Below are 24,451 nucleotides of genomic sequence, written 5' to 3' on the forward strand. Positions count from 1 at the left end.
GTCACTCGGCTTTGCGTTCCCGCCCCAGCAGCAGCGCCGCCCCCGGGCCGGGTTCCAGGCCCGCGTGGCAGACCTGGTGCACCACCTCGGTGATCGGCATCTCCACCCCGCACCGCGCGGCGAGCTCCCGGATGGACGAGCACGACTTCACGCCTTCCGCGACCTGCCCGTGCGCGGCCTGCTGCGCGGCGAGCACGGATTCGCCGCGGCCCAGCCGCTCGCCGAAGGTCCGGTTCCGCGACAGCGGCGAGGTGCAGGTGGCCACCAGGTCGCCCATCCCGGCCAGCCCGGCGAACGTCATCGGCTCCGCGCCGAGCGCCACCCCGAGCCGGGTGGTCTCCGCCAGCCCGCGGGTGATCAGCGAGGACATCGTGTTGTGGCCGTGCCCGAGCCCGGCGGCCATGCCGCAGGCGAGCGCGATCACGTTCTTGCACGCCCCGGACAGCTCGATGCCGACCAGATCGGTGTTGGTGTAGGGGCGGAAGTAGCCGGTGGAGCACGCCGCCTGGAACGCGACGGCGCGGTCGTGATCGGCGCAGGCCACGACGGTCGCGGTGGGCTCACCGGCGGCGATCTCCTTGGCCAGGTTCGGTCCGGAGACCACGGCCACGCGCTGCATCGGCACGTCCGCGACCTCGGCCACCACCTGGCTCATCCGCTTGAGGGTGCTCAGTTCGACGCCCTTGGCCAGGCTCACCAGCGTCGCCTCGTCCGGCAGCAGCGGCTGCCAACCGGCCAGGTTCTCCCGCAGGTTCTGGCTGGGCACCGCCAGCACCACGGCTTGCGCCCGGTGCACCGCGGCGGCGGCGTCATCCGTGGCGCGCAGCGAATCCGGCAGGGTCACGCCGGGCAGGTAGTCCTCGTTGCGGTGCTGCCGGTTGATCTCCTCGGCGACTTCGGCGCGGCGCGCCCACAACGTCACTTCCGACCCGGCGTCGGCGAGCACCTTGGCGAACGTGGTGCCCCACGAACCGGCGCCGAGCACGGTGACCCGGCGCAGCGGTTCAGGCCCGCTCATCGTCGCCCTGCAGGCGTTCGCGCTTGTTCTGCGGGAGATCGTCCGAGTCCTCGCGCGGGCTCCCGGCCGATCCGTCCCGCCCACGCGTGGCGCCGTTCTGCGGGGATTCATCCGCGGTGTCGTTCTGCGAGGTTTCCCCCGCAACGCCGTTCTGCGAAGTCTCCCCCGCGGTGTCGTTCTGCGGAGTCTCCCCCGCGGCGCCGTCCCGCGAACCCCCCGCGGAGCCGCCCTGCACCCGCCGCCGAGCGGGCGAGTAGAACTCGGCGGGCGGCTGCTGCTCGCGGATCTCGCCGAGCAGTTCCCGCACCCGCCCCATGGCCAACTCGCTCACCGCGCGCAGCGTCGCGTTGTCGGCCGGTTTGCCGCGGAACTCCGAAACGTCCAACGGCTCACCGACGCGCAGGTGCACCGTCTTGCGCGGGAACGGGCGGAACTTCTTCTCGTAGTGGTTGTAGAGGTCCCGGGTTCCCCAGCGGGCGATCGGAACGATCGGCACGTCGTGCTCCAGCGCGAGCCGCGCGACACCGGCCTTCGGCACCATCGGCCAGCCGTCGGGATCCTTGGTGACCGTCCCGTCCGGGTAGATGATCACGACCTTGCCCGTTTCCAAGGCGTCGTGCGCGGCTTGCAGGCTCTTCTGCGCGTCGGTGGTCTGCCGCACGACCGGGATCTGGGCGACGCCGTCGAGCACGTTGCGCAGCACCGGCACGTTCCACAGCGTGTTCTTGGCCATGAACCGCGGGATCCGCGCAGCCCGGTGCACCGTCACGGCGTCGTAGAGCGGATCCAGGTGCGAAACGTGGTTGAGCACCAGCACCACCGGACCGGTCGCGGGGATGTTCGCCAGCCCGTGCACCCGCACCCGGGCGAGCAGGGCGGTGAGCGGGTAGAACACGATCGCCGCGAACCGCAGCCAGAACCGGCCCATGCCGGTGGCCGGCCGCTCCTTCGTGCGTCTGCGCGGCCGCTTGAGATTTCCCGGTTCCACGCCCATCTCCTCTCGCCAGAGCGGCTGTCAAGTTACCTCCCCGGCACCGCTGCCCGGGCGGGGGTCGCCGCGGGCGGAGGATGGCGGCATGAGCGTTCCCGCCTCCCTCCTGGTGCCGATCAAGCCGCTGCGGCTGGCGAAGACCCGGCTGCGCGGCGACCGGCCCGCCGACGCGCACGCCGCGCTGGTGAGCGCGGTCGCGCACGACACGGTCGAGGCGGCCCGGCGCGCCGCGGGCGTTCGCGAAGTGCTGGTGGTGACCTCCGACCCGGAGCTGACGGACTCGTTCGCGGCGGCGGGCGTGGAAGTCGTCGCCGATGACCCGGACGCCGGGCTCAACCCCGCGCTGGAGCACGGCGAGCGCGTGCTGCGCGACCGCGGCGCGGACCGGATCGGGGCGCTGCAGGCGGATCTGCCCGCGCTGCGGCCGGAAGACCTGGCGCGGGCGTTGCACGCGGCCGGCCCGGAGCGGGCGTTCACACCGGACCGGCAGCGGACCGGTACGACGCTGCTGCTGGCCGCCGCCGGGGCCGCACTGGCGCCCCGGTTCGGCAACGGCTCCGCGTTGGCGCACGAGGCTTCCGGTGCGCGCCGGCTGGCGGGACGCTGGGAGTCGTTGCGCTGCGATGTGGACACCGCAGCCGATCTGCGCCGGGCGGCCCGGATCGGCCTCGGCCCGCGAACCGCGGCATGGCTCGCGCGAGCCTCGCAGGAGCACGCGGATCCGGGTGGTGTTCCGGGTGACAGTGCTCGAACGGACGGCGCTTGATGAGTGACAATGGTGGCGTGAGCACGGACAGCAGCGAGCCCGCCAAACCGCGGCGCAACGGCGACACCCCGCCGGACGGTGCCGGCGCCCGGGTTCCCGAAGCGCCCCCGGCAGTGACCCGCGCCGCGGCCAGCACGGACCTGCCCGACGACCGCTACCTGAACCGCGAACTGTCCTGGCTGGACTTCAACGCGCGAGTGCTCGCCGTGGCCGAGGACCACTCGCAGCCGGTGCTGGAGCGCGCCAAGTTCCTGGCGATCTTCGCGTCCAACCTGGACGAGTTCTACATGGTCCGGGTCGCGGGGCTGAAGCGCCGCGAGGAGACCGGGCTGTCGGTGCGCAGCGCCGACGGGCTCACCCCGCACGAGCAGCTGGCCCGCATCGCGGCCCGCAACCAGGACCTGACCGAGAAGCTGGGCCGGGTGTTCACCGACGAGCTGCTGCCGGAGCTGGAGGCGTCCGGCATCAGCATCATGAGCTGGGCGCGGCTCGACGAGGGCCACCAGCGCACGCTGGGCCGCTACTTCGAGGACCACATCTTCCCGGTGCTGACCCCGCTGGCGGTCGACCCGGCGCACCCGTTCCCGTACATCTCCGGGCTGTCGCTGAACCTCGCGGTGATGGTCACCGCCCCGGAGGAGGGCCTGCGCCGCTTCGCCCGGGTGAAGGTGCCGGACAACGTCCCGCGGCTGATCCGGGTGGAAGCCGACCGGGAGGACGAGCAGGCGACGTTCCTGCCGCTGGAAGAGCTCATCGCCGCGCACCTGGACAAGCTGTTCCCCGGCATGGAGGTCAGCGAGCACCACATCTTCCGGGTCACCCGCAACGCTGATCTGGAGGTCGAGGAGGACCGCGACGAGGACCTGCTGCAGGCCATGGAGCGGGAACTCGCGCGGCGCCGGTTCGGCCCGCCGGTGCGGCTGGAGATCGCCGACACCATGAGCGAGACCATGCTGGAGCTGCTGCTGCGGGAGCTGGAGGTCGACGAGCACGACGTGGTCGAGGTGCGCGGCCTGCTCGACCTGTCCTGCCTGTTCCAGCTGGAGAAGCTGCAACGCCCGGATCTGAAGAACGCGCCGGTGGTGCCCGCCACGCACCCCGCCTTCGCCGAGGGCCAGACGCCGCGGAGCATCTTCGCGACGCTGCGCGACGGCGACGTGCTGCTGCACCACCCCTACGACGCGTTCTCCACGTCGGTGCAGCGGTTCATCGAGCAGTCCGCCGCGGATCCGCACGTGCTGGCGATCAAGCAGACGCTCTACCGCACCTCCGGCGACTCGCCGATCGTGAACGCGCTGATCGACGCGGCCGAGGCGGGCAAGCAGGTGGTCGCGCTGGTGGAGCTCAAGGCCCGCTTCGACGAGCAGGCCAACATCCAGTGGGCGCGCACCCTGGAACGTTCCGGGGTGCACGTGGTCTACGGCCTGGTCGGGCTGAAAACGCACTGCAAGACCGCGCTGGTGGTGCGGCAGGAAGGTTCGACGATCCGCCGCTACTGCCACCTGGGCACCGGCAACTACAACCCGAAGACCGCGCGCACCTACGAGGACCTGGGGCTGCTGACCGCGGAGCCGGCGGTCGGCGCGGACCTGACGGACCTGTTCAACGTGCTCACCGGCTACGCCCGGCACGGCACCTACCGCCGCGTCCTGGTGTCCCCGCAGGGCATCCGCTCCGGGATCGTGGAACGCATCGAGGCCGAGGCCGAACGCGCCCGCGCCGGATTGCCCTGCGGCATCCGGATGAAGGTCAATTCGCTGGTCGACGAGCAGATCATCGACACGCTCTACCGCGCTTCGCTGGCGGGCGTGCCGATCCGGATCGTGGTGCGCGGCATCTGCGCGCTGCAGGCAGGGGTTCCCGGCCTGAGCGAGAACATCGAGGTCCGCTCCATCCTGGGCCGTTTCCTGGAGCATTCCCGGGTGTTCCACTTCGCGGGCATCGACGAGCGCTGGATCGGCAGCGCGGACATGATGCACCGCAACCTGGACCGCCGGATCGAGGCGCAGGTGCGCGTGGTGGACCCGAAGCTGACCGAGCAGCTCGACGAGCTGCTGGATTCGGCGCTGCACCCGCAGACGCGCTGCTGGGTGCTCAATTCCAAGGGGGACTGGGAGGCTTCGCCGCGCAGCGGGGCGCAGGTCCGCGACCACCAGACCGAGATGTTGCGCAGGCACGGGGCACAGGTTTCATGACGACGCAGGAAGAACCGGAGCACGCGACCAGCGCGAGCGATTCGGTGACGGTCCGCGCCGCCGGTGCGGTGCTGTGGCGCCCGGACGACGACGGGACTCCGCGGATCGCGCTGGTGCACCGCCCGCGCTACGACGACTGGACGCTGCCGAAGGGCAAGCTGGATCCCGGCGAGACCCCCGCGCACGCGGTGGCGCGGGAAGTGCTGGAGGAAACCGGGTTCGGTTGCGTGCTCTCCGGCGAACTCGCGCAGATCCGCTATTCGGTACCCGCTCCGGGCGGGTACACCGGCAAGCGGGTGGACTACTTCGCCGCCCGCGCCGGGCAGGGCCTGTTCGCGGTGAACGAGGAAGTCGACGAGCTGCGCTGGCTGAGCACCGCGGCCGCACGGGAACTGCTGACCTACCCGCACGACGGGCACGTGCTGGACGCCTTCGACGCGCTGCCGCTGGAATCCCGGACGCTGCTGCTGGTCCGGCACGCCAAAGCGGGCAAGCGTTCGGAATTCACCGGCGACGACACGCAGCGCCCGCTGTCCGCGGCCGGGCTGCGCCAGCGGGACGCCTTGCACACCTTGCTGCCGCTGTTCGGCCCGCAGCGGGTCTACTCGGCGCCGCGGGTGCGCTGCACGCAGACGGTGCAGCCGGTGGCCGACGACCTCGGCATCGCCGTCGCCGACGAGCCGCTGCTGACCGAAGAGCAGTACCAGGCCGATCCCGCCGCGGCGGTGCGCAGGCTGCTGCGCATCGCGGGCGGTTCCGGCACTTCGGTGGTGTGCAGCCAGGGCGGTGTCATCCCGGATCTGGTCGGGCGGTTGACCGAATCCGCGGGCCTGCGCCCGGACGAGGTGCTCAGCAGCAAAGGCAGCGTGTGGACGTTGCGGTTCTGCCCGGATGCGAATTCCGGCAACGGTTCCGGGCCGCTGCTGCGGCTGGTGGCCGCGGATTACCTCCCCGACCCGAGGGGTTGAGCGGGGAAATGCTTTGCGCAGCGGTCCGGTAGCGGCGGCTCGGGCTTTTTCCGGTTTCCCGGCGGCTCTTCGGAGCAGGCCGCGGCGCATCGCGTCGCCGATGCCGCGCGAACCCGGTGGAAAACGGCGATGATCCCGGCGCGATCGGATCGCGCCGGGATCATCGGATGAACATCGCGGAGCGCGTGGACCGGATTCGGCGGCACCGTTTCCGCTGCCGCTGACCGGTTCCGCCTCCGCAGCCGCGCGCGGCTGCGAGTGGTGCCGTGCGGTGCACGCGAAGGATTTCCGTGCGGTGCACGCGAAAGACTCCCGTGCGGTGCACGCGGATCACTCCCGTGCGGTGCAGGCGGATGACGCCGTGCAGTGCACGTGACCACTCTGGCCCACCTGGGAAGTTCGGCTCGCTCAGGTGGCGAGCGTTCACTTCTTGGTGGTCTTGCGCGCCGTGCTCGTCTTGGCGGTGGAGGTCTTCGCGGCCGAGGTCTTCGCTGCCGAAGCGGTCGATTTGGTGGACTTCGTCGCGGATTTGGTGCCGGTGGACTTGCTGCCGGTGCTCGCCTTCGCAGTGCTCGCCTTGCCGGTGGTGCTCTTCGGCGCCGCCTTGCTCGTGGTCGCCTTGCTCGTGGTCGCCTTGCTCGTGGTCGCAGCCTTGCCGGTCGTCGCGGCCTTGCTCGCCGTCGACTTGCCGGTGGTCGCCGCCTTGCTCGTGGTCGCCTTGGTCGTGGCACCGGTCTTGGCGCTGGACCGGGTGGTGGCGGCCTTCTTCGGCGCCGCCTTGGTGGTGGTCGCCGACTTGGCGGCGGTGCTGCGCGAGCCCGCGGTCTTGGTCGCGGTGGCCTTGCCGGCGGTGCCGGTGGACTTGGCCGCGGTGCCGGTGGACTTGGCCGTGCTGCGGCCGGTGCCCGCGGTCTTGGTGGCGGTGCTGCGGGTTCCGGCGGACTTCGTCGCGGTGGCGCGGGGCAGTTTGCGGCTGCCGCCGACGACTTCCTTGAACTGGGTGCCTGCGCGGAACGCCGGAACGTTGGTCTTCTTGACCTTCACGGCCTCACCGGTGCGCGGGTTGCGCGCGGTGCGCGCGGCGCGGGCGCGCTTCTCGAAGACGCCGAATCCGGTGATGTTGACCTTCTCGCCCTTGTTGACGTTGCGGACGATGAGGTCCACGACGCCTTCCACCGCCTGGCTGGCGGTCTTCTTGTCGCCGAGGCGTTCGGCCAGTGCCTCGATGAGTTGGGCCTTGTTCACTTCAGTCCCTCCCAGGACAACAACGGCCCCGTCGGGCCGACTCAAAGCCCACGGTAAAGCCCAGAACAGCCGAATGCCATTCGCCACGCCTCATTTTTTCGTTGGGGCGTGGGACTTTCGGCTGTCCTGGGCGTTGCTCGCCGCGCTTCGCGACGCCGTCCCGGCGACCGCCGGGAAACATTGTTTTTCCCGCACAGCAGGGAGAAATGCGTTCTCCGGCGGGTTCCCGATCAGCCTTCGCGAGCGGGCAGTGTGGCCGGTTTGAACGCCGGGCGGTGCTGCTCGTACGTGTCGATCGTCTCGGCGTGGCGCATCGTCAGGCCGATGTCGTCGAGACCTTCCAGCAGCCGCCAGCGGGTGTAGTCGTCGAGCGAGAAGCCGACGGTGAGGTCTTTCGCCTGCACCGTGCGCTCTTGCAGGTCCACGGTGACTTCGGTGCCCGGCTCGTTCTCCAGCAGCTTCCACAGCAGTTCCACATCGGACTGCTCGCATTCGGCGGCCAGCAGGCCCTGTTTGCCCGCGTTGCCGCGGAAGATGTCCGCGAACCGGGAAGAGATGACCACCCGGAAGCCGTAGTCCTTCAACGCCCACACCGCGTGCTCGCGGGACGATCCGGTGCCGAAGTCGGGGCCTGCGACCAGAACGCTGCCGTTGCGGAACGCCTCGTTGTTGAGCACGAAGGTCTCGTCGCCGCGCCATGCGGCGAACAGCGCGTCCTCGAACCCGGTGCGCGCGACCCGCTTGAGGTACACGGCGGGGATGATCTGGTCGGTGTCCACGTTGGACCGGCGCAGCGGGACGCCGACACCGGTGTGCGTGGTGAACGGTTCCATCGTTGGTTCCTCCTGTTGCGCGGGCGGTCAGTCGAGGTCTTCCGGGGAGGACAGCGTGCCGCGCACCGCGGTCGCCGCGGCGACCAGCGGCGAGACCAAGTGGGTGCGGCCGCCTTTGCCCTGCCTGCCCTCGAAGTTGCGGTTGGACGTGGAGGCGCTGCGCTCGCCGGGGGCCAGCTGGTCGGGGTTCATGCCGAGGCACATCGAGCAGCCCGCCGAGCGCCATTCCGCCCCCGCGGCGGTGAAGACCTCGTTGAGCCCTTCGGATTCGGCCTGCTGCCGGACCTTCATCGAGCCGGGCACCACCATCATCCGCACGTCCGAGGACACCTTGCGCCCGTCCAGGATGGCCGCTGCGGACCGCAAGTCCTCGATGCGGCCGTTGGTGCAGGAACCGAGGAAAACGGTGTCCACGACGACCTCACGCAGCGGAGTGCCGCCCTGCAGGCCCATGTAGGCCAACGCCTTTTCGACCGCGTAGCGCTCGGAATCCTCGGCGATGGCCTCGGGATCCGGAATCCGCTCGCCCAGCGGCAGCCCTTGGCCCGGGTTGGTGCCCCACGTGACGAACGGCGTGAGTTCGTCGGCGTCCAGGGTGACTTCCGCGTCGAACTCGGCATCTTCGTCGGTGCGCAGCGTCTTCCAGTACGCCACGGCCGCGTCCCAGTCGGCGCCCTGCGGCGCGTGCGGACGGCCCCGCAGGTACTCGAAGGTCGTCTCGTCCGGCGCGATCATCCCGGCCCGCGCGCCCGCTTCGATGGACATGTTGCAGATCGTCATGCGGGCTTCCATGGACAGCTGGCGGATGGCTTCGCCGCGGTACTCCAGGACGTAGCCCTGCCCGCCGCCGGTGCCGATCTTGGCGATGACCGCGAGGATGATGTCCTTGCTCGTGACACCGGGCCGCAGCGTGCCTTCGACGTTGATGGCCATGGTCTTGAACGGGCGCAGCGGCAGCGTCTGGGTGGCCAGCACGTGCTCCACCTCGGAGGTGCCGATGCCGAACGCCAGCGCGCCGAACGCGCCGTGCGTGGAGGTGTGGCTGTCGCCGCACACCACCGTCGTGCCGGGCTGGGTGAGCCCGAGCTGCGGCCCCACCACGTGCACGATGCCCTGCTCGGCGTCGCCCATGGGGTGCAGGCGGACGCCAAATTCCTCGCAGTTGCGCCGCAAAGTGTCCACCTGCGTGCGCGAGACCGGATCGGCGATCGGCAGCTCGGTGCCGGTGGTGGGCACGTTGTGGTCTTCGGTCGCGATCGTCAGGTCGGGTCGCCGGACCGGCCGGTCCGCCAGCCGCAGCCCCTCGAACGCCTGGGGGCTGGTGACTTCGTGCACGAGGTGGAGGTCGATGTAGAGCAGGTCGGGCTCGTAGCCCTCGCCTCGGCGCACGATGTGGCCGTCCCAGACCTTCTCCGCGAGCGTGTTGCCCATCGCTCCTCCCGATCGAAAGGTGGTGGTCGCACCGCTGCCCAGCGGGCAAGCAGACCCTGCGCAGCGGCACTGTCCCAAGAAGTGGACTTCTCAGATGACGAGAAGTTAGTATCGGTACGTGGGACAGCATAGCGGCATCGGAGTGTTGGACAAGGCAGTGGCCGTGTTGCAGGCCGTGGCCGAAGAACCTTGCGGCCTCACGGAGTTGTGCAGCCGCACGGGTCTGCCGCGGGCCACCGCGCACCGGTTGGCGGTGGGCCTGGAGGTGCACCGGATGCTGCGCCGCGGCTCGGACGGCCGGTGGCGCCCGGGTGCGTCGCTGGCGGAATTGGCCGGTGGCGCGGTGGATCCGCTGCTGGAGGCGTCGTCCACGGTGCTGCCCAAACTGCGGGAAGTCACCGGGGAAAGCGTCCAGCTCTACCGCAGGGACGGTTTGCAGCGGCTGTGCATCGCTTCCGCGGAACCGCCGAGCGGGTTGCGGGACACGGTCCCGGTCGGCTCGACGGTGTCGATGATGGCGGGCTCGGGCGCGAAAGTCCTTGCGGCGTGGGCGGATCCGGCCACCCAACGAGCGGTGCTGGCCGAGGCCGTCTTCGGCGAGCGCACGCTGCTGGAGGTCCGCCGCCGCGGCTGGGCGCAAAGCGTCGCCGAACGCGAGTCGGGTGTGGCCAGCGTCTCGGCCCCGGTCCGCGATTCGCAGGGCACGGTGGTGGCGGCCATCAGCGTTTCCGGCCCGATCGACCGCATGGGCCGCCGACCGGGCGCCCGCTGGGCCGCCGACCTGTTGGCGGCCGCGGATGCCTTGCAGAACCGCATCTGATCCTTCGGGGCCCATCCGTCTTCGGGGCCGTCGGCTTTCGGGGCTCATCGACTCTCGGGGCCCGTCGACCTTCGCGGCGCTGGCGGATTTCCGGGCGCCGTCGGCCTTCCGCGCAACGGGAGATGTCGCTCGGTCCTTCCCGCCGCTGCCGACGAAGTGAGCGGCGAACCGCTGACCCGGCGCAGCGACGCCGTGCGGACGGCACATCGGACCGGACGGACCGCTCTGGGCCGAGCGGCCGGATGGTTCAGGCGTGCCGGCGCACGAGCGCGTACTCGAAGGGCAAGTGCAGGAAGGTTCCGTCGGGCAACGGGACGCGGGAGGACAGCGCCAGTTCCCCGGCCTCCAGCACCAGCCACCCGTGCCGCCGGTACAGCCCGGTGAGCCCTTGAGCGGGGAGCTCGGCGGGCCACAGGCCCGTCGTCGCCGCCTCCCGGATCGCTTCGGGCCACTCGCCGAAGCACTCCGCCAACTCGGCGAGGGACTCGGTGAAGCGTTCGGAGAGCTCGACGTCGAAGACCCGCCCGCGCTGCCCGGTCAGCACGGCGAGGCCGGCCAACGCGTTCGGCCACTGCTCCGCTGCCATCGCGTGCAGCACGCCGCGCAGGTGCACGTTCGCGTCGCCGATGCGCTCGTGCAGCGCCCGGACCGCGGCCAAGTCGGTGCTGTCGAGCTGTTCGTAGCGGACCCCGGTGTGCCCGTTCCCCGTGCGCCCGATCCTGGTGCGCCCGATCCAGGTGTTCCCGTTCCCGGTGTGCGCCTTCTCCAGCGCCGCGGCGGCGACGTCGGTGCCGAGCACGGTCTCGAAGTGCTCGGCGAAGTGCTCGGTCAACCCGCCGTTCCCGCAACCGGCGTCGACCAGCGGCAGCCGGGAGTCGAACCCCGCGAGCAGCATCGGCAGGTAGGGGGCCATGTCCTCGGCGGTGCCGAAGTGCCACGGCACCGGCAGGTCCGGGCTGGTCCCGGCCAGCTGCCAATAGGACTCCCAAGCGCCGGGTTCATTCGTTCCGGTGGATTCGGCCATCGCCTCGCCCCTTCTTCGGCCCTGCCGCACGACCGGCAGGTGTGGCTGCATTGCACAGCCCGGGCACCGGCTCGCGGGTCGCACATATCTGGCGAGCACCAAAGTAGTCCGCGATTTCGCCTGGTGGTCGCGGTTGCCCGCGATACCGCTCGATGGTGGCGCGAGAAAACCAGCCCTGCCGAAATTTTGATCGCGACATGAAAAATCCAGCCGAAATGTTCCGGACGCCGCGCCTATTGCGAACCCGAACCCCCAGGAGGAAGATCGCGCCGAAACCGGCGTGCGGCACGGAGGCCGGTTCGGACGAGGAGGTCATCGTGGCAGAACAGTCCGGCGCGCCCGAATTCGTCAAGGAGAACGTCGATTTCGAAGCCTGCTACCAGGGTCAGCGCTTTCTGGCGGGAACCGATCTGACCTTCCCGGTGGCCCCCTGGGACATCGGCGAACCGCAGCCCGCCCTGGTGGAGCTGGCCGACCGGACCGCGTTCTCCGGCGATGTCCTCGACGCCGGCTGCGGGCTCGGCGAGAACGCGATCTTCCTGGCCGGTCGTGGCTACCGGGTGACCGCGTTCGACTGCTCGCCGACAGCTCTGGACCGCGCCCGCGCGCGGGCCCGCGAATGCGCCGCCCAGGTCGAGTTCGTGCAGGCGGACGCCACTCGGCTCGGCGAGCTCAGCGGGCGCCGCTTCGGCACCGTCGTGGACAGCGCGCTGTACCACTGCCTCGGTGCGCAGCAGCAGCACCGATACGCCGCCGCCTTGCACGAGGTCACCGAACCGGGCGCGCGACTGCACCTGCTGTGCTGGGCGGTGGCGGGCGAGGACGCGGCCGTGCGGCATCCGATGGGCGTCGGCGAGCAGAGCATCCGGGCCACCTTGGACGCTCGCTGGGAAGTTCTGGAAGTGCGCACCGCGCAGATTTCCACCGCGCTGATCCGGGACGCGCTCACCGAGGCGGACATCGCCCTGTTCGCGCGGAAAGGGGTCGGCATCGACCCGGGCAGGGCGGCGGTCGACGACCGGGGAAGGATTTCCGCGCCTGCCTGGTTCGTGAGCGCGGTGCGCCGCTGAGGACGCGGCGCTTTTGCGCTTTCCCCGCGATTTGAAAAACCCCGGCGAAATGTTTCCGCTACCGATCGCCCTTCCGGGTGATCATGGATGTGGCGAACCGGCGAACTGCGACATAATCCGTTTTGTGCGAACAGCTGGGGGAAGATCTCACGTGGCGGCGGAACCGCCCGCCGTGGCGATTCTCGGCGCCGGGATCGCGGGACTGGTGGCGGCGCACGAATTGGAAAGGCTGGGGCATTCGGTCATCGTGCTGGAGGGCAGCGGCCGCATCGGCGGACGCGTGTTCACCCACCGGTTCGGCTCCGCCGACAACGCCCCTTACGCGGATTTGGGCGCGATGCGCATTCCGACCGGTCACGCGCTGACCATGCGCTACGTGGACGAACTCGGCCTCACGCCCGCGCTGCGCCCGTTCCGCACGATCCTGAGCGACCCGAACAACTACCTGGCGACCGGCCGCGGCTTCGTCCGGGTGCGGGACGCGGCCGGGCCGGTGGTCGAGGACCTGCGGTGCGCGGTCCCGGTGGATTCCTTCCGGCGGGACACCGTGCTGTTCTGCGCCTGGCTGGCCGCGCTCGCCCGGGCGGTGGGCCCGCGTGCGCTGCGCACGGGCCTGGCCGCGGAGATCACCCCGATGCTGCGCGCAGCCGACCGCGTCGACCTGTCGTCGTACGTGCACGGGCCGGCCGACCGGTTCGACCTGGTCGGCGCCTTCGACACCCATCCGCAACTGCGCGAGGCGTGCGGCGTCCGGCTGGCCGGGTTCATCGACGACCTGCTGCTGGAGACCGGAACCCGGCTGCGGTACCTGGCGGGCGGGATGGGCCGGATCACCGACCGGCTGGCCGCCCGGCTCCGCGGCCCGGTCCTGCTGGACCGGGAGGTCGTGAGCTTGCACGTCCGCGGCGACCAGGTGCTCGTCGGGCTGCGGCACCGGGGCGTCGACGTGCTCTCGAGATATCCGGTCGCGGTGTGCACGCTGCCGTTCTCGGTGCTGCGCGAGCTGCAGCTGGCGGGCTTGGACGACGACAAGCGGGAGGTGATCCGCAGCGTCGAGTACGCGGCGGCCACGAAGATCGCACTGCACTGCCGGGAGCCCTTCTGGAAACGCGCCGCGGTCTCGGGCGGCGCGTCCGCGACCGGCGGGCGGCTGCGCCAGACGTACTACCTGCCGCAGGACGGCGACCCGGCGTTGGGCGCCGTGCTGCTGGGCTCCTACGCGATCGCCGAGGACGCCGCCCCGCTCGGCCGGTTGCCCGCCGACCGCAGGCACGCCGCTTCGCTGGAGGAGCTGGCCGGGCTGCACCCGGAGCTCAAGGCGCCGGGCGCCGTGCTCGGCGCCGCGAGCATCTCCTGGGGCGACCACCGCTGGAGCAAGGGCTGCGCCGCGCACCGCTGGCGGTGGGGCAAGGACGCGGCGGCGGCCAGGGCCGAGGGAATGCGCGCGGCCCGCCCGCAGGGAGGGCTGTTCTTCGCCGGTGAGCACTGCTCGTCCACTCCGGCGTGGATCAACGGGGCCATCGAGGCGGCGCTGGCCGTCACCGGCGCCGTGGACGCGGCGTTGCGGACCGGTGCGGCCGACCGCGCGCAACGATCGTGAGCGCCCGCGCGGCGCAGCGGTGAACAGGGGGAAACAGTGAGCATCTTCGACCTGCCCCGGCTGCACTTCGCCGGTACGGCGATCACCCGACTGCCCACCGGCCCGCGCAGCGGGCACTACGACCTGGCCGCGAACGAGGCGCTGACCGCGGACGGCACGCCGTTCCCGCGGGACCGGCCTGCCGCGGAGTACCACGAGCACCTCGACGGGCTCGGCGAGCGCTTCGAACCCGACGGCCGGCTCCGGCCGGACGGGCGGTTCGGCACCGCCAAGGGCTGGAACTTCGGCGGCAACGGGCACTTCTGGCTGGACGCCCGCATCACCGGGTGGGAGCGCGTGCCGGGCGCGGCCGGTGCGCAGGATCCGGTGCTCGGGCGGGCGGTGGACCTGTGGGGGCACTTCAACGAGCACCTGGCGACCACGCACAACCGGGCTCGCGTCTTCGACGTCGACCCGGCGTCCGACTGGACCACCACCGTGCTGGCGGGTCAGTTCTGCTTCGGCCGCCAGGGTCGCTCGCACGACACCGGGTACATGGCGGTCGGCGCGGTCGACGGCCCGCAGCCACCTCGCTGGCAGAACTCGCAGCACGTGCACGGAGTCGGCGAGCACCCGCTGGAATCCTGGTTCCGGCGCTCTGTCGTGCATCAGTTCGCCGTGGACGCCGACGGCCTGGAGTGGTTACCCGAGGCGGAGATTTCCGAGGCGGTACGGCTGCTGCGCGCCGCGGCGGGCCCAGGCGGTCTGGTCGTCCGCTACGCGCTGAGCAACATGGCCGCACCGCGAGACAACGACACCCCGAACGTCTGGCAGGTGCGCGGCACCATCGCTGCCCGCGACCCCGCGGAAGAGCGCACTTGTCCGGCGGGGCGGTTGCTCACCGCGCGCGAACCCCGCCGGCGCGGTGAACCGGCTCCGCTGCACAACGCCGCGGTGCAGGTGACCGGCGAGCACACGACCTTCGACCTGATCACCGCGGTGCCCGCGCTGGGACGGAGCCCGGAGCCCGGTCCGGACGGGGTGCACCGGCTCGGGCCGCGGCTGGACCTGGGAGATCTGCAGCTGCGCACGCGCGGCTCCGGGCAGCTGGTCGCGCGGTTGCCCAGTAGCGCCTACCGCGCGGACACCGAGCGGACCGGCGGGCTGGTCACCGTTGCGACCGAGCCGGGATGCGCCGCAGCCGAGGACGAGCCGCTGGTGCTCGTCCGCGAGGGGCAGGAGTCCGCGGTGCTGCTCGCCGAGGAGGAGTCGGTCGTGCGGATCGACGACTCCTGCCTGTTCCTCGACCCCGCCGAGGGAGACAGCACCGAGGGAGACAGCACCGAGCGGGACGGCAGTGCGGGGGACGGCACCGCGCGGGTACCGGTCCGCACGTACCACCTGGGACGCCCCGCTCCGCTGAACGGCCTGCGGGTGGTGCAGTTCTTCAACCCGCGCGCACTGCCGCGGGACCCGCGGGCCCAGGCCGCGGACGCCCGGTGCGGTGCGGTGCAGATCGTGCAGGTCCGGCCGGACGAAGGCGCCGCGGATTGGGCCGAATCCTGCACCTTGGACACCGACGAACAGGGCCGAGCCGTGTTGGCGGTGCGCTGCGCCACCGCCGGCGCCACCCGGCTGCTGCTGCTCCCGGAAGGCCAACTCCCGCCGTGCGATCCGGACGAGCCCGGCTCAGCGGCCCGCGCGTACGACAACGACGACCGCACGGGCTACTGGCCCGCCGTCGGCTGCGCGGACGTGCGCGTGCTGCCGGACACCCGGCACCTGGACGAGATTCCGCGCGCGGAGGTCACCCACGACCTGCTCTACCGGGAGGTCTTCGCGCCCTACGAGCTGCTGTACTCGTTCATGGCCGACGAGGTCTTCAGCCTGGCCGAGCAGAGCAAGGTGGGCACTTACGCGCGGCTGATCTGGCTGATGTCCGACCCGCGCCACCGGGACAAGACGTTCTACATGCCGCCGACCCGCGACCTGACCCGGCCGCAGGGCCGCTTGCTGCTGGCCCACCTGCGCAGGCAGCAGGCGCCCGCTCCGCCGGAGCTCGTGGCCCGGCGAGATCGCCCCGGCGCCATCACCACCCGCGGTCAGCTGCGCGACGCGCTGCGCGAGGCCGCGAGCGTCGAACTCGCCGGGATGCTGCAGTACCTGTACGCCGCCTGGTCGATCCCGACGCACGAGGCCGGGCAGCAGCTGGTGCGGCGCGGCGAGTGGACCGCCGAGCAGCTGCGGCTGGCCTGCGGCGACGGCACCGAGACGCTGCGCAACGGGATGCGCGGCGAGCTGCTGAGCGTGGCGCGGGAAGAGATGGTGCACTTCCTGGTGATCAACAACATCATCACGGCGATGGGGTTGCCGTTCCACTTGCCGGACATCGACTTCGGCCGCGTCAACCACCGTCTGCAGGTGCCGCTCGACCTGGCCTTGGAAGGGTTCGGGCTCGGGAGCGTGCAGCGGTTCATCGCGTTGGAGCAGCCGCACTCGTTGACCAGGGAGATCGCAGGCGACGTCGCGCCGGACGCGGCCGGGAAGGCGTACCCGTACCAGTCGCTCAGCGACCTCTACGCCGCCATCCGGGAGGGCATCGGCGCGGTGCCGGACCTCTTCCTGGTGCAGCGGGGGCGGGGCGGCGGCGAGCACCACCTGTTCATGCGCAGGTCGCTCAACGACGTCCACCCCGACTACCAGCTGGAGGTGGACGACGTCCCCAGCGCGCTGTTCGCCATCGACTTCGTCACCGAGCACGGCGAGGGCAACGTCCTGCCCGGGCCCGCGGACGAGGACTCGCACTACGACACCTTCCTGCGGATGTCCGACCTGCTGATGGCGCACCGCGTCGAGGCGCCCGGCCAGCGGTGTCCACCGTGGACACCCGCGTACCCGGTGCTGCGCAATCCGACGTTGCACGCGGGCGACGGCGCCAGGGAACCGGTCACCGCGCCGGAGGCGCGCTCGGCCATGGTGCTGTTCAACCGCTCGTACTTCCTGATGCACCAGCTGATGCTGCAGCACTTCCACGGCGCGGCCGACGCCAGCCTGCGGCGCTCCCGGCTGATGAACGCGGCTATCGACGTGATGACGGGGATGCTGCGGCCCATCGCCGAGCACCTGGTGACGCTGCCGTCCGGACGGCCCGGCCGCACCGCCGGGCCGTCCTTCGAGCTGGAGGAGGAGCCGGGTTTCCTCGCCCGTCCCGATGTCGCGCTGCGCTCGCTCGGCGGCCGCTTCGACCACCTCGCTCGCCAGGCTGCGGAACAACCCGGCCTGCCCGCGCGGGTCGCAGAGCTGATGCGCTCCTACGCCGCGGAGTTCCGCGGGTCGGCACCGTGACCGCGATGGTCTCGCGGAATTCCCGGTGCGCATTCGCGGTCGGGTTGCCGAGCGGATCGATGCCGCCGCGATCAGATCGACGAAGCCTCGTTCAATTCGGGTCCGGGGCCTGCCAGACGGCGGCGGCCATTGCGACGGCCACCCCGTCGAAGAATTGCGCACCCGGCAACCACCCGGAATAGGCGTCCCGGAATTCCTGCGAACTCGGCAGCGTGTTGAGCTCGCCCAGCTTGTGCCAGCTGGGGTGCAGGAAGAGGTTCAACGCGTCCGTGGCCGCCCCGGCATCGGCGGTGGCCCGGTACACGGCTTCGGCGTTCTGGAACGCGACCGGGATGTGCCAGTCCGCGTCCCGGCCCTTCCGGGCGTGCAGGTCGGTCCGCTGCGGTTCCAGCACGACCAGCCGCCCGCCCGGGGCGACCAGCGAGCGCAGGTGCGGCAGGATCTGTTCGTAGGGACGCATGTGGAACACGGCGCTGAAGGCGAAAACGACGTCGAACACGCCATCCGCCGCGGGCTCGACGTCGTAGGCGCTGCGCGCCTCGTAGCGGATGTTCGCGGCCGGCCGGGTCCGCCGCGCGATGTGGATCAGCGCTTCGGACAGGTCGACGCCGAGCACCTGCGCGTAGCGTTCCGCGAGCAGCGGGCAGTGCCTGCCGGTACCGCACCCGACGTCGAGCGCTCGGTCACCGCCGGGCAGTTGGGCGTCCAGCCAGGTGCGGAACGGGCCTTCCGCGTCGATCATCCGGGTGGCCATCCGGTCGAAGTGTTCGGCCACGTCGTCGAAAAGCGCGCCGACTTCCGCGGACCGCGCAGCAATGGACTCTTTTCCCGATGATTCCATGTCCTGGCACGATACCTGCAGCCGCCATTCCCGTTCGGGTGAAATGATGCGCAGGATTTGCACAAATTCCGACAATTTTCGGCATCGCGGGATGCGAGCCGATCAGACACTCCGGCGGATGGAGTTCGCCGACCGGAATCGACGACGTCCTGCCCTGGTCCAGCCCTCGGCAACGGCGTCCCGCAGGAGTCCGGGGTCGCCGTGCGGCGACCACTCCGTCGACACGACGCTCGATCACGGACACGCCCGCTGGTGACCGAGCATCCGTTTTCCAGCGCGAACACCGTCGCCGACCTGCGCAACGAACACGGACACCGCACCTCCGACGGAGGTGCTCAGTCCGTCAAGTCCGTCGTGCCCTGTCCAACCGCATCGACAGGTCGCCGACCACATCGACGAGACCACCAACAGCGGCACACCCGACGAGCGCAAGGCTCGCACCGAAGCCCTAGCGCCCCGGACCGAGATCACCGACCCGAGCCGGCTCGTCCCGGTCCCACTCCCCCAGCCCCGCGACAAAACGAGGCCGCCCCCACCTCACCAGCGGGAACGACCTCGGAAGGAGCGGTTCGCACAATGTTTGCTTTGGTAGTCCCGACGGGATTCGAACCCGCGCCGCCGGCGTGAGAGGCCGGTGTCCTAGGCCGCTAGACGACGGGACCGCGCTACACCGAGAACTCTACAACACCCCCACACCACCAAGACCCCCACCCCCATTCCCACACTCGACGTGCGAAGCACGAGCCCCAACTTCACCTCGACGTGCGAAGCACGAGCCCCCACTCACCTCGACGTGCGAAGCACGAGCCCCCACTCACCTCGATGTGCGAAGCACGAGCCACGCACTCCCCGCCACCACACAAAGCCGACCCCACAACTCAATGTGCGAAGCACGAGCGCCCACACAGCAGTGGCCGACCACACCTGCGGTGGCTCAAAACAAGCGCCGGTGGCGACCACACATGCGGAGGCCCCAAACAAGCAGTGGCAACCACACATGCGGAGGCGACCACACACGCGAGTGGCCCCACACAAGTGCTGGTCCCCACCCAGCCCCTCCACACACCTATGGCGAGGAGCCCTCCCCACGCAACCACCGCACCGTGGGGGTCTGGGGGGTCGCCCCCCAGATAGACAGACAAAAACGGGAAAAGGCCCGCCCCCAAAGGGGCGGGCCTTGAACACGCGCGTGTAGCCCCGACGGGATTCGAACCCGCGCCGCCGGCGTGAGAGGCCGGTGTCCTAGGCCGCTAGACGACGGGGCCTCGGCGAACGATCGCGACCTTCGCGCTGATCGTGATCAACGCACTCGGTCTTGATCCTCGCGCTGGGGTACCAGGACTCGAACCTAGACTAACTGAACCAGAATCAGTCGTGCTGCCGATTACACCATACCCCAAGGGCTTTGACGTTCAGCGTTGTTCGTCCGGGCTTCTGGGGAAAGTCCGGCTCGGCGGCCGCTGTCCGTCTTGCTGGTGTTAAATACTAGAACATCCTCGCGGGGGCGCTGTAAGGCACCCCCTGCTCGGGTCGTTTTCGCTGGTGGGCGCGGTGGTGGCCGGGCCGGGTCCGGTGGCGGCCCGGCCGGGGCTCAGGCGAGGGCGCGCTCGTGTCTCGTTTCGTCCTGCGGGGCCGCTGCTTCGGGGATGCCGGGCAGGTCGCAGACGAGCAGTTCGGGCAGCTCGGCGAGACTGGTGATCATCGACACCCCGTCCGGCGGGGCGTGTTCGGTTCCGTTGCGGTTGAGCCAAACGCCGTGCATTCCGGCGTTGGCGGCGCCGAGCGCGTCGGTGTCGAGCCGGTCGCCGACGTGCACGGTTTCGTGCGGTTCGGCGCCGACGGCGGTGCAGGCAGCGTGGAAGATCTGCGGGTCGGGTTTGGCGACGCCGAGTTCTCCGGAGATGACCAGGTCGTCGAAGGTTCCGGCGAGCCCGGTGTCGCTGATCTTCTTGCGCTGGTAGGCGCTGTCCGCGTTGGTGATCACGGCGAGCCGCAGGCCGCTGGCGCGCATCCAGTCGAGGCAGGGGCGCGCGTCGTCGAACAGTTGCCAGGCGCGTTGCATGGCGGCCATCCGGTAGTCCTCGCGGGCGGCGACTTCGGTGTCGCCGAGTTGTTCGCCGAAGGCGGCGAAGAAGTCCCGGGTGCGTTCTCGGCACATGGTGGCGAAGTCGTACTCGCCGGCGACGAAGCGCGCGTAGTGCTGCTCGGTGGTGCTGCGCCACACCGGCCAGGCGGCGTCGTTGCCGATGAGGGCGCGCAGGCCCATCCGGGACGAGGTGGCGTTGTCCAGCAGGGTGTCGTCGATGTCCAGGCACACGGCCTTGATCGGGCCGGGCGGGGGTGCGTTCGGCGGTTCAGGCGCGGTTGTCACCCCGAGAGGCTAGGTGATCACCGGGCGTACCCGACTCGACCAAGCCGGTGATACTCGGTTCCCTGGCACGGTTTAGTGCCGCTGGGGCCGTTGGGGGTGGCGGCGCTCCGACCGCCACCCGTTCAGCGCATTTCCGCGGTGTTCCCGTCCAGTGCGCGGTGGAGTCTGCTAAGGGACACTTCGCGGCCCAGCAGTTCCATCGATTCGTACAGCGGCGGGGACACGGTGCGGCCGGTGACGGCGACCCGCACGGGCGCGAAGGCTTTGCGCGGTTTGATGCCGAGCCCGTCGACGACGGCGGCCCGCAGCGCCGCTTCGATGGAGTCGGTGTCCCATTCGGGCAGCTGCTCGAGCGCGCCGATGCTCGCTTCGAGCACCGGGCGCGCGTCTTCGCCGAGCGCTTTCTGCGCGGAGGCTTCGTCGGGCTCGAAGTCTTCGCCGGCGAACAGGAATCCCATCATGTTCACCGCGTCGGAGAGCACGATCAGCCGTTCCTGCACCAGCGGCGCGGCGGCGCGCACGGTTTCGAGCTGCTCGCCGGTGGGTTCCGCGGGCAGCACGCCGCCGTCGATCAGGTACGGCACCACGCGCTGCACGAAGTCGTCGGGTGCGAGCGCCCGCAGGTGCGCGGAGTTGATCGCGTCGGCCTTCTTCTGGTCGAACCGGGCGGGGTTGGCGCTGACCCGCCCGATGTCGAAGGCTTCGACCATCTCGTCGAGGGTGAACACGTCGCGGTCGTCGGCGATGGACCAGCCCAGCAGCGCGAGGTAGTTCAGCAGCCCTTCCGGCAGGAATCCGCGTGCGCGGTGGTGGAAGAGGTCGGATTGCGGGTCGCGCTTGGACAGCTTCTTGTTGCCCTCGCCCATGACGAACGGCAGGTGGCCGAATTCGGGGGTGAAGTCGGTGACGCCGATGCGCCGCAGCGATTCGTACAGCGCGATCTGGCGGGGCGTCGAGGACAGCAGGTCTTCGCCGCGCAGCACGTGGGTGATCCGCATCAGCGCGTCGTCGACGGGGTTGGTGAGGGTGTAGAGGGGTTCGCCGTTGCCGCGCACCAGGACCGGGTCGGGCACGCTGCCCGCGGGGAAGGTGATCTCGCCGCGGACGAGGTCGGTGAACGCGAGGTCGTGCTCGGGCATCTTCAGCCGCAGCACGGGGTTGCGGCCTTCGGCGCGGAATTCGGCCTTCTGGTCCTCGGTGAGGTGCCGGTCGTGGTTGTCGTAGCCGAGCTTGGGGTCGCGGCCGGCGGCTTTGTGCCGGGCTTCGACCTCTTCCGGGCTGGAGAAGGCTTCGTAGAGCTCACCGGCGGCGAGCAGGCGCTGCGCGATGTCGGCGTAGATGTCCTTGCGCTCGCTCTGCCGGTACGGGCCGTGCTCACCCCCGGCCCCGGGGCCTTCGTCCCAGTCCAGCCCGAGCCAGCGCAGCGCGTCCAGCAGCGCGTCGTAGGACTCCTGGCTGTCCCGGCTGGCGTCGGTGTCCTCGATGCGGAACACCAGGGTGCCTTCGTGGTGCCGGGCGAAGGCCCAGTTGAACAGGGCGGTGCGGATCAGCCCGACGTGCGGTGTGCCGGTCGGCGACGGGCAGAACCGGGCGCGGACGGTGCTGTGCGGCGTGGCGGTGACCTCTGACGTGCTCATGACGCGGTCCAGCTTAGCGAGCCCGGTTCCGTGGTTGACCAGCGACTCCGGTAGGAGGATGGTGAGGTTATTCAACAGACGTTGAATACTCGCTCGGGAGGGGATCGCGATGACGCGAACGGAACGCACGACGTGCTGCATCGTCGGCGGCGGCCCCGCCGGGATGGTCCTGGGCCTGCTGCTGGCCCGCTCCGGTGTGCAGGTGACCGTGCTGGAGAAGCACGGCGACTTCCTCCGCGACTTCCGCGGCGACACCGTGCACCCCACGACGCTGCAACTGCTCGACGACCTGGGCCTGGCCGAGCGGTTCGCCGAGCTGCCGCACCGCAGGGTGGACCGGGTGCGGCTGCCGGTCGGGCAGCGCGAGGACCAGTTCCTGACGATCGCCGACTTCACCAGGCTGCCGATCAAGTACAACTACATCGCGCTGGTGCCGCAGTGGGATCTGCTGGACCTGCTCGCGGACGAGGCCAAGCAGCAACCCGGTTTCGACCTGCGGATGAACACCGAAGTCACCGGGCTCGTCCGGGAGGGCGGCCGGGTGAACGGGGTGCGCTACCGCGAATCCGACGGCAGCACCGGCGAGCTGCGCGCCACCATCACGGTCGCCTGCGACGGGCGGGACTCGCTGGTGCGGCAGCTTCCGGAGCTGGGGCTGCGGGACTTCGCCACGCCGATGGACGTGCAGTGGTTCAAGATCCCGCGCCGCGCGGACGACCCGGCCGGGCTGCTCGGTCTGATCGCGGACCGCACCTTCCAGGCGCTGATCGACCGCGGCGACTACTACCAGGCCGCCTCGATCATCGGGAAGGGCACCGACGCGGAACGCCGCGCCCGGCCGGTGGCGGAGTTCAACGAACGGCTGCGCCGGTTCCTGCCGTGGCTCGACGACGGCCGCGACCTGGTGCGCGACTGGGACGACGTGCGGCTGCTCAGCGTCAAGCTGGACCGGTTGCGCAAGTGGCACGTGCCGGGGCTGCTGTGCATCGGAGACGCCGCGCACGCGATGTCACCGGTCGGCGGGATCGGCATCAACCTGGCCGTGCAGGACGGCGTCGCCGCCGCGCGGTACCTGGCGACGCCGCTGCGCGAGGGGCGGTTGCGGCGCAAGCACGTCGCGGCGATCCAGCGGCGGCGGTGGCCCACGACGGTGCTGATCCAGCAGCTCCAGCGGGTGCTGCACCGCAACGCCGTCGCCCCGGCGCTGCGCGGCGAGGTGGACTTCTACAAGAGCCTGCCCGCTCCGGTCCGGCTGGTCACCAACGCGCCGGCGCTGCGGGTCGTGCCGCCGTACGTGCTCGCCTACGGCGCGCTGCGGGAACGCCCGCCGCAGGAGGCGCTGCGCTGAGCGCGCCGCTGCACCCGGTCTCGGCCCGGGCCAGCGGCGCAGCCGCTCCAGCAGCGACCACGGAGCTGCGTCTCCGAGGAGATCCGGCAGCGAGCAGGCGCCTGCGGCGCCATTGCCCGAACCACCTGCGCAAGACGAGCTCGAAGACAGGGACTCAGCGGTCCTGCACCGGGTTGGTCAGGGTGCCGAGCCCGTCGATGGACACCGAGACCTGCTGGCCCGCCTGCATCGGCCCGACCCCGGCGGGCGTGCCGGTGAGGATCACGTCGCCCGGCAGCAGCGTCATGATCCGCGAGATGTACGACACCAGCGCCGGAACGTCGTGCAGCAGCAGCGAAGTCCGCGACTCCTGCTTGAGCTCGCCGTCCAGTTCGGTGCGCAGTCCCAGGTCACCGGGATCGAGCTCGGTGTCGATCCACGGGCCCAGCGGGCAGAACGTGTCGTAGCCCTTCGCCCGCGTCCACTGCCCGTCGGCCTGCTGCTGGTCGCGGGCGGTCACGTCGTTGGCGACGGTGTAGCCGAGCAGCACGTCGGCGCCGCGCGCCTCCGGGACGTCCCTGCACGGCTGGCCGACGACCGCGGCCAGCTCGCCCTCGTAGTCGACCCGCTCGGAGTTCGGCGGCAGCTTGATCGCCGCGTTCGGGCCGGTGACCGAGGTGGACGGCTTCATGAAGATGATCGGGTTCTGCGGCACCTCGCCGCCCATCTCCCTGGCGTGCTCGGCGTAGTTCTTGCCGACGCAGATCACCTTGCTGGGCAGGATCGGCCCCAGCAGCCGGACGTCGGCCATCGGCCACTTGCGCCCGGTGAACGTCGGTTCGCCGAAGGGGTGCTGGTCGATCTCGATGGCCAGCACCTTCTCCTGCGGGGCGGACGGGTCGGGTTCCAGCGCGACGAACGACACCCCGTCGGAGTGGGCGACTCGGGCCAGGCGCACGACGACCTCTTTTCGTTGCGGCGTTGCTTTCC

General features: G+C 70.7%; 18 protein-coding genes and 3 tRNA genes. 8 read left to right on the plus strand and 13 right to left on the minus strand.

The features are described 5' to 3' along the window. Position 1 precedes the first annotated feature (1 nt). Together INP57_RS12025 and INP57_RS12030 are read right to left on the minus strand one after the other, a co-directional pair. A complete protein-coding gene (locus INP57_RS12025) occupies positions 2–1,018 on the minus strand; it encodes an NAD(P)H-dependent glycerol-3-phosphate dehydrogenase (RefSeq protein WP_200070224.1) in 1,017 nt (338 codons plus the stop codon). Beyond that, complete coding sequence (locus INP57_RS12030) at positions 1,005–2,006, minus strand: lysophospholipid acyltransferase family protein (RefSeq protein ID WP_307850028.1); 1,002 nt, start codon at positions 2,004–2,006, stop codon at positions 1,005–1,007. Before INP57_RS12030 ends, INP57_RS12025 begins: the two co-directional genes overlap by 14 nt. 88 nt (positions 2,007–2,094) lie before the next feature. On the opposite strand from INP57_RS12030, the gene cofC reads away from it, so the two are divergent. The 3 genes from cofC to INP57_RS12045 are packed head-to-tail and all read left to right on the plus strand — an operon-like array spanning position 2,095 to position 5,938. Beyond that, a complete protein-coding gene (gene cofC, locus INP57_RS12035) occupies positions 2,095–2,775 on the plus strand; it encodes a 2-phospho-L-lactate guanylyltransferase (protein WP_200070225.1) in 681 nt (226 codons plus the stop codon). A gap of 17 nt (positions 2,776–2,792) precedes the next feature. Next, a complete protein-coding gene (locus INP57_RS12040) occupies positions 2,793–4,970 on the plus strand; it encodes an RNA degradosome polyphosphate kinase (RefSeq protein WP_374220940.1) in 2,178 nt (725 codons plus the stop codon). Beyond that, positions 4,967–5,938: an NUDIX hydrolase gene (locus INP57_RS12045; protein WP_200070227.1), complete on the plus strand. Its 972-nt coding sequence runs from the start codon at positions 4,967–4,969 to the stop codon at positions 5,936–5,938. The genes INP57_RS12040 and INP57_RS12045 overlap by 4 nt, the downstream gene beginning before the upstream one ends. Before the next feature lie 423 nt (positions 5,939–6,361). Here INP57_RS12045 and INP57_RS12050 read toward each other — a convergent pair whose 3' ends face one another. The 3 genes from INP57_RS12050 to leuC all read right to left on the minus strand — a co-directional run bounded on the left by INP57_RS12050 (position 6,362) and on the right by leuC (position 9,447). Next, complete coding sequence (locus INP57_RS12050) at positions 6,362–7,183, minus strand: HU family DNA-binding protein (protein ID WP_200070228.1); 822 nt, start codon at positions 7,181–7,183, stop codon at positions 6,362–6,364. Between the two features lie 230 nt (positions 7,184–7,413). Beyond that, entirely contained in the window at positions 7,414–8,016 is a 603-nt protein-coding gene (leuD, locus tag INP57_RS12055) for a 3-isopropylmalate dehydratase small subunit (RefSeq protein WP_200070229.1), read from the minus strand. A 27-nt stretch (positions 8,017–8,043) separates the two neighbouring features. Next, positions 8,044–9,447: a 3-isopropylmalate dehydratase large subunit gene (gene leuC / locus INP57_RS12060; RefSeq protein ID WP_200070230.1), complete on the minus strand. Its 1,404-nt coding sequence runs from the start codon at positions 9,445–9,447 to the stop codon at positions 8,044–8,046. A 118-nt stretch (positions 9,448–9,565) separates the two neighbouring features. Here leuC and INP57_RS12065 point away from each other — a divergent pair, with 118 nt between their 5' ends. Next, a complete protein-coding gene (locus INP57_RS12065; protein ID WP_200070231.1) occupies positions 9,566–10,267 on the plus strand; it encodes an IclR family transcriptional regulator in 702 nt (233 codons plus the stop codon). 247 nt (positions 10,268–10,514) lie between these two features. Here INP57_RS12065 and INP57_RS12070 read toward each other — a convergent pair whose 3' ends face one another. Continuing rightward, positions 10,515–11,291: a class I SAM-dependent methyltransferase gene (locus INP57_RS12070; RefSeq protein ID WP_200070232.1), complete on the minus strand. Its 777-nt coding sequence runs from the start codon at positions 11,289–11,291 to the stop codon at positions 10,515–10,517. Between the two features lie 317 nt (positions 11,292–11,608). Between INP57_RS12070 and INP57_RS12075 the strand changes: the two genes are divergently transcribed. From INP57_RS12075 to INP57_RS30315, 3 genes are all read left to right on the plus strand, one after another. Next, positions 11,609–12,361, plus strand: coding sequence for a class I SAM-dependent methyltransferase (locus INP57_RS12075; RefSeq protein ID WP_200070233.1), 753 nt, complete (start codon positions 11,609–11,611; stop codon positions 12,359–12,361). A gap of 151 nt (positions 12,362–12,512) precedes the next feature. Further along, complete coding sequence (locus INP57_RS12080) at positions 12,513–13,961, plus strand: flavin monoamine oxidase family protein (protein WP_200070234.1); 1,449 nt, start codon at positions 12,513–12,515, stop codon at positions 13,959–13,961. A 36-nt stretch (positions 13,962–13,997) separates the two neighbouring features. Continuing rightward, positions 13,998–17,285, plus strand: coding sequence for a ferritin-like domain-containing protein (locus INP57_RS30315; protein WP_200070235.1), 3,288 nt, complete (start codon positions 13,998–14,000; stop codon positions 17,283–17,285). 91 nt (positions 17,286–17,376) lie between these two features. On the opposite strand, the gene INP57_RS12090 is transcribed toward INP57_RS30315, so the two are convergent. The 6 genes from INP57_RS12090 to gltX all read right to left on the minus strand — a co-directional run bounded on the left by INP57_RS12090 (position 17,377) and on the right by gltX (position 22,134). Then, complete coding sequence (locus INP57_RS12090; protein WP_200070236.1) at positions 17,377–18,126, minus strand: class I SAM-dependent methyltransferase; 750 nt, start codon at positions 18,124–18,126, stop codon at positions 17,377–17,379. A 586-nt stretch (positions 18,127–18,712) separates the two neighbouring features. Continuing rightward, positions 18,713–18,788, minus strand: a tRNA-Glu gene (locus INP57_RS12095). Positions 18,789–19,318: 530 nt separating this feature from the next. Continuing rightward, positions 19,319–19,391 (minus strand) — tRNA-Glu (locus tag INP57_RS12100). A 62-nt stretch (positions 19,392–19,453) separates the two neighbouring features. Continuing rightward, positions 19,454–19,525: transfer RNA gene (locus INP57_RS12105), tRNA-Gln, on the minus strand. A 192-nt stretch (positions 19,526–19,717) separates the two neighbouring features. Beyond that, positions 19,718–20,497, minus strand: a complete 780-nt coding sequence (locus INP57_RS12110; RefSeq protein ID WP_295141012.1) for an HAD family hydrolase — start codon at positions 20,495–20,497, stop codon at positions 19,718–19,720. A gap of 122 nt (positions 20,498–20,619) precedes the next feature. After that, complete coding sequence (gltX, locus tag INP57_RS12115) at positions 20,620–22,134, minus strand: glutamate--tRNA ligase (protein WP_200070237.1); 1,515 nt, start codon at positions 22,132–22,134, stop codon at positions 20,620–20,622. 109 nt (positions 22,135–22,243) lie between these two features. On the opposite strand from gltX, the gene INP57_RS12120 reads away from it, so the two are divergent. Further along, positions 22,244–23,482 carry an FAD-dependent oxidoreductase gene (locus INP57_RS12120; RefSeq protein WP_200070238.1) on the plus strand — a complete coding sequence of 413 codons (1,239 nt, stop codon included), beginning with the start codon at positions 22,244–22,246 and terminating at the stop codon, positions 23,480–23,482. Between the two features lie 154 nt (positions 23,483–23,636). Here the strand turns inward: INP57_RS12120 and INP57_RS12125 are convergent, their stop codons facing one another. Continuing rightward, entirely contained in the window at positions 23,637–24,419 is a 783-nt protein-coding gene (locus INP57_RS12125) for a fumarylacetoacetate hydrolase family protein (RefSeq protein ID WP_200070239.1), read from the minus strand. Between the last annotated feature and the right edge of the window lie 32 nt (positions 24,420–24,451).

The organism is Saccharopolyspora galaxeae, from assembly GCF_016526145.1.
Classification (GTDB): Bacteria; Actinomycetota; Actinomycetes; order Mycobacteriales; family Pseudonocardiaceae; genus Saccharopolyspora_C; species Saccharopolyspora_C galaxeae.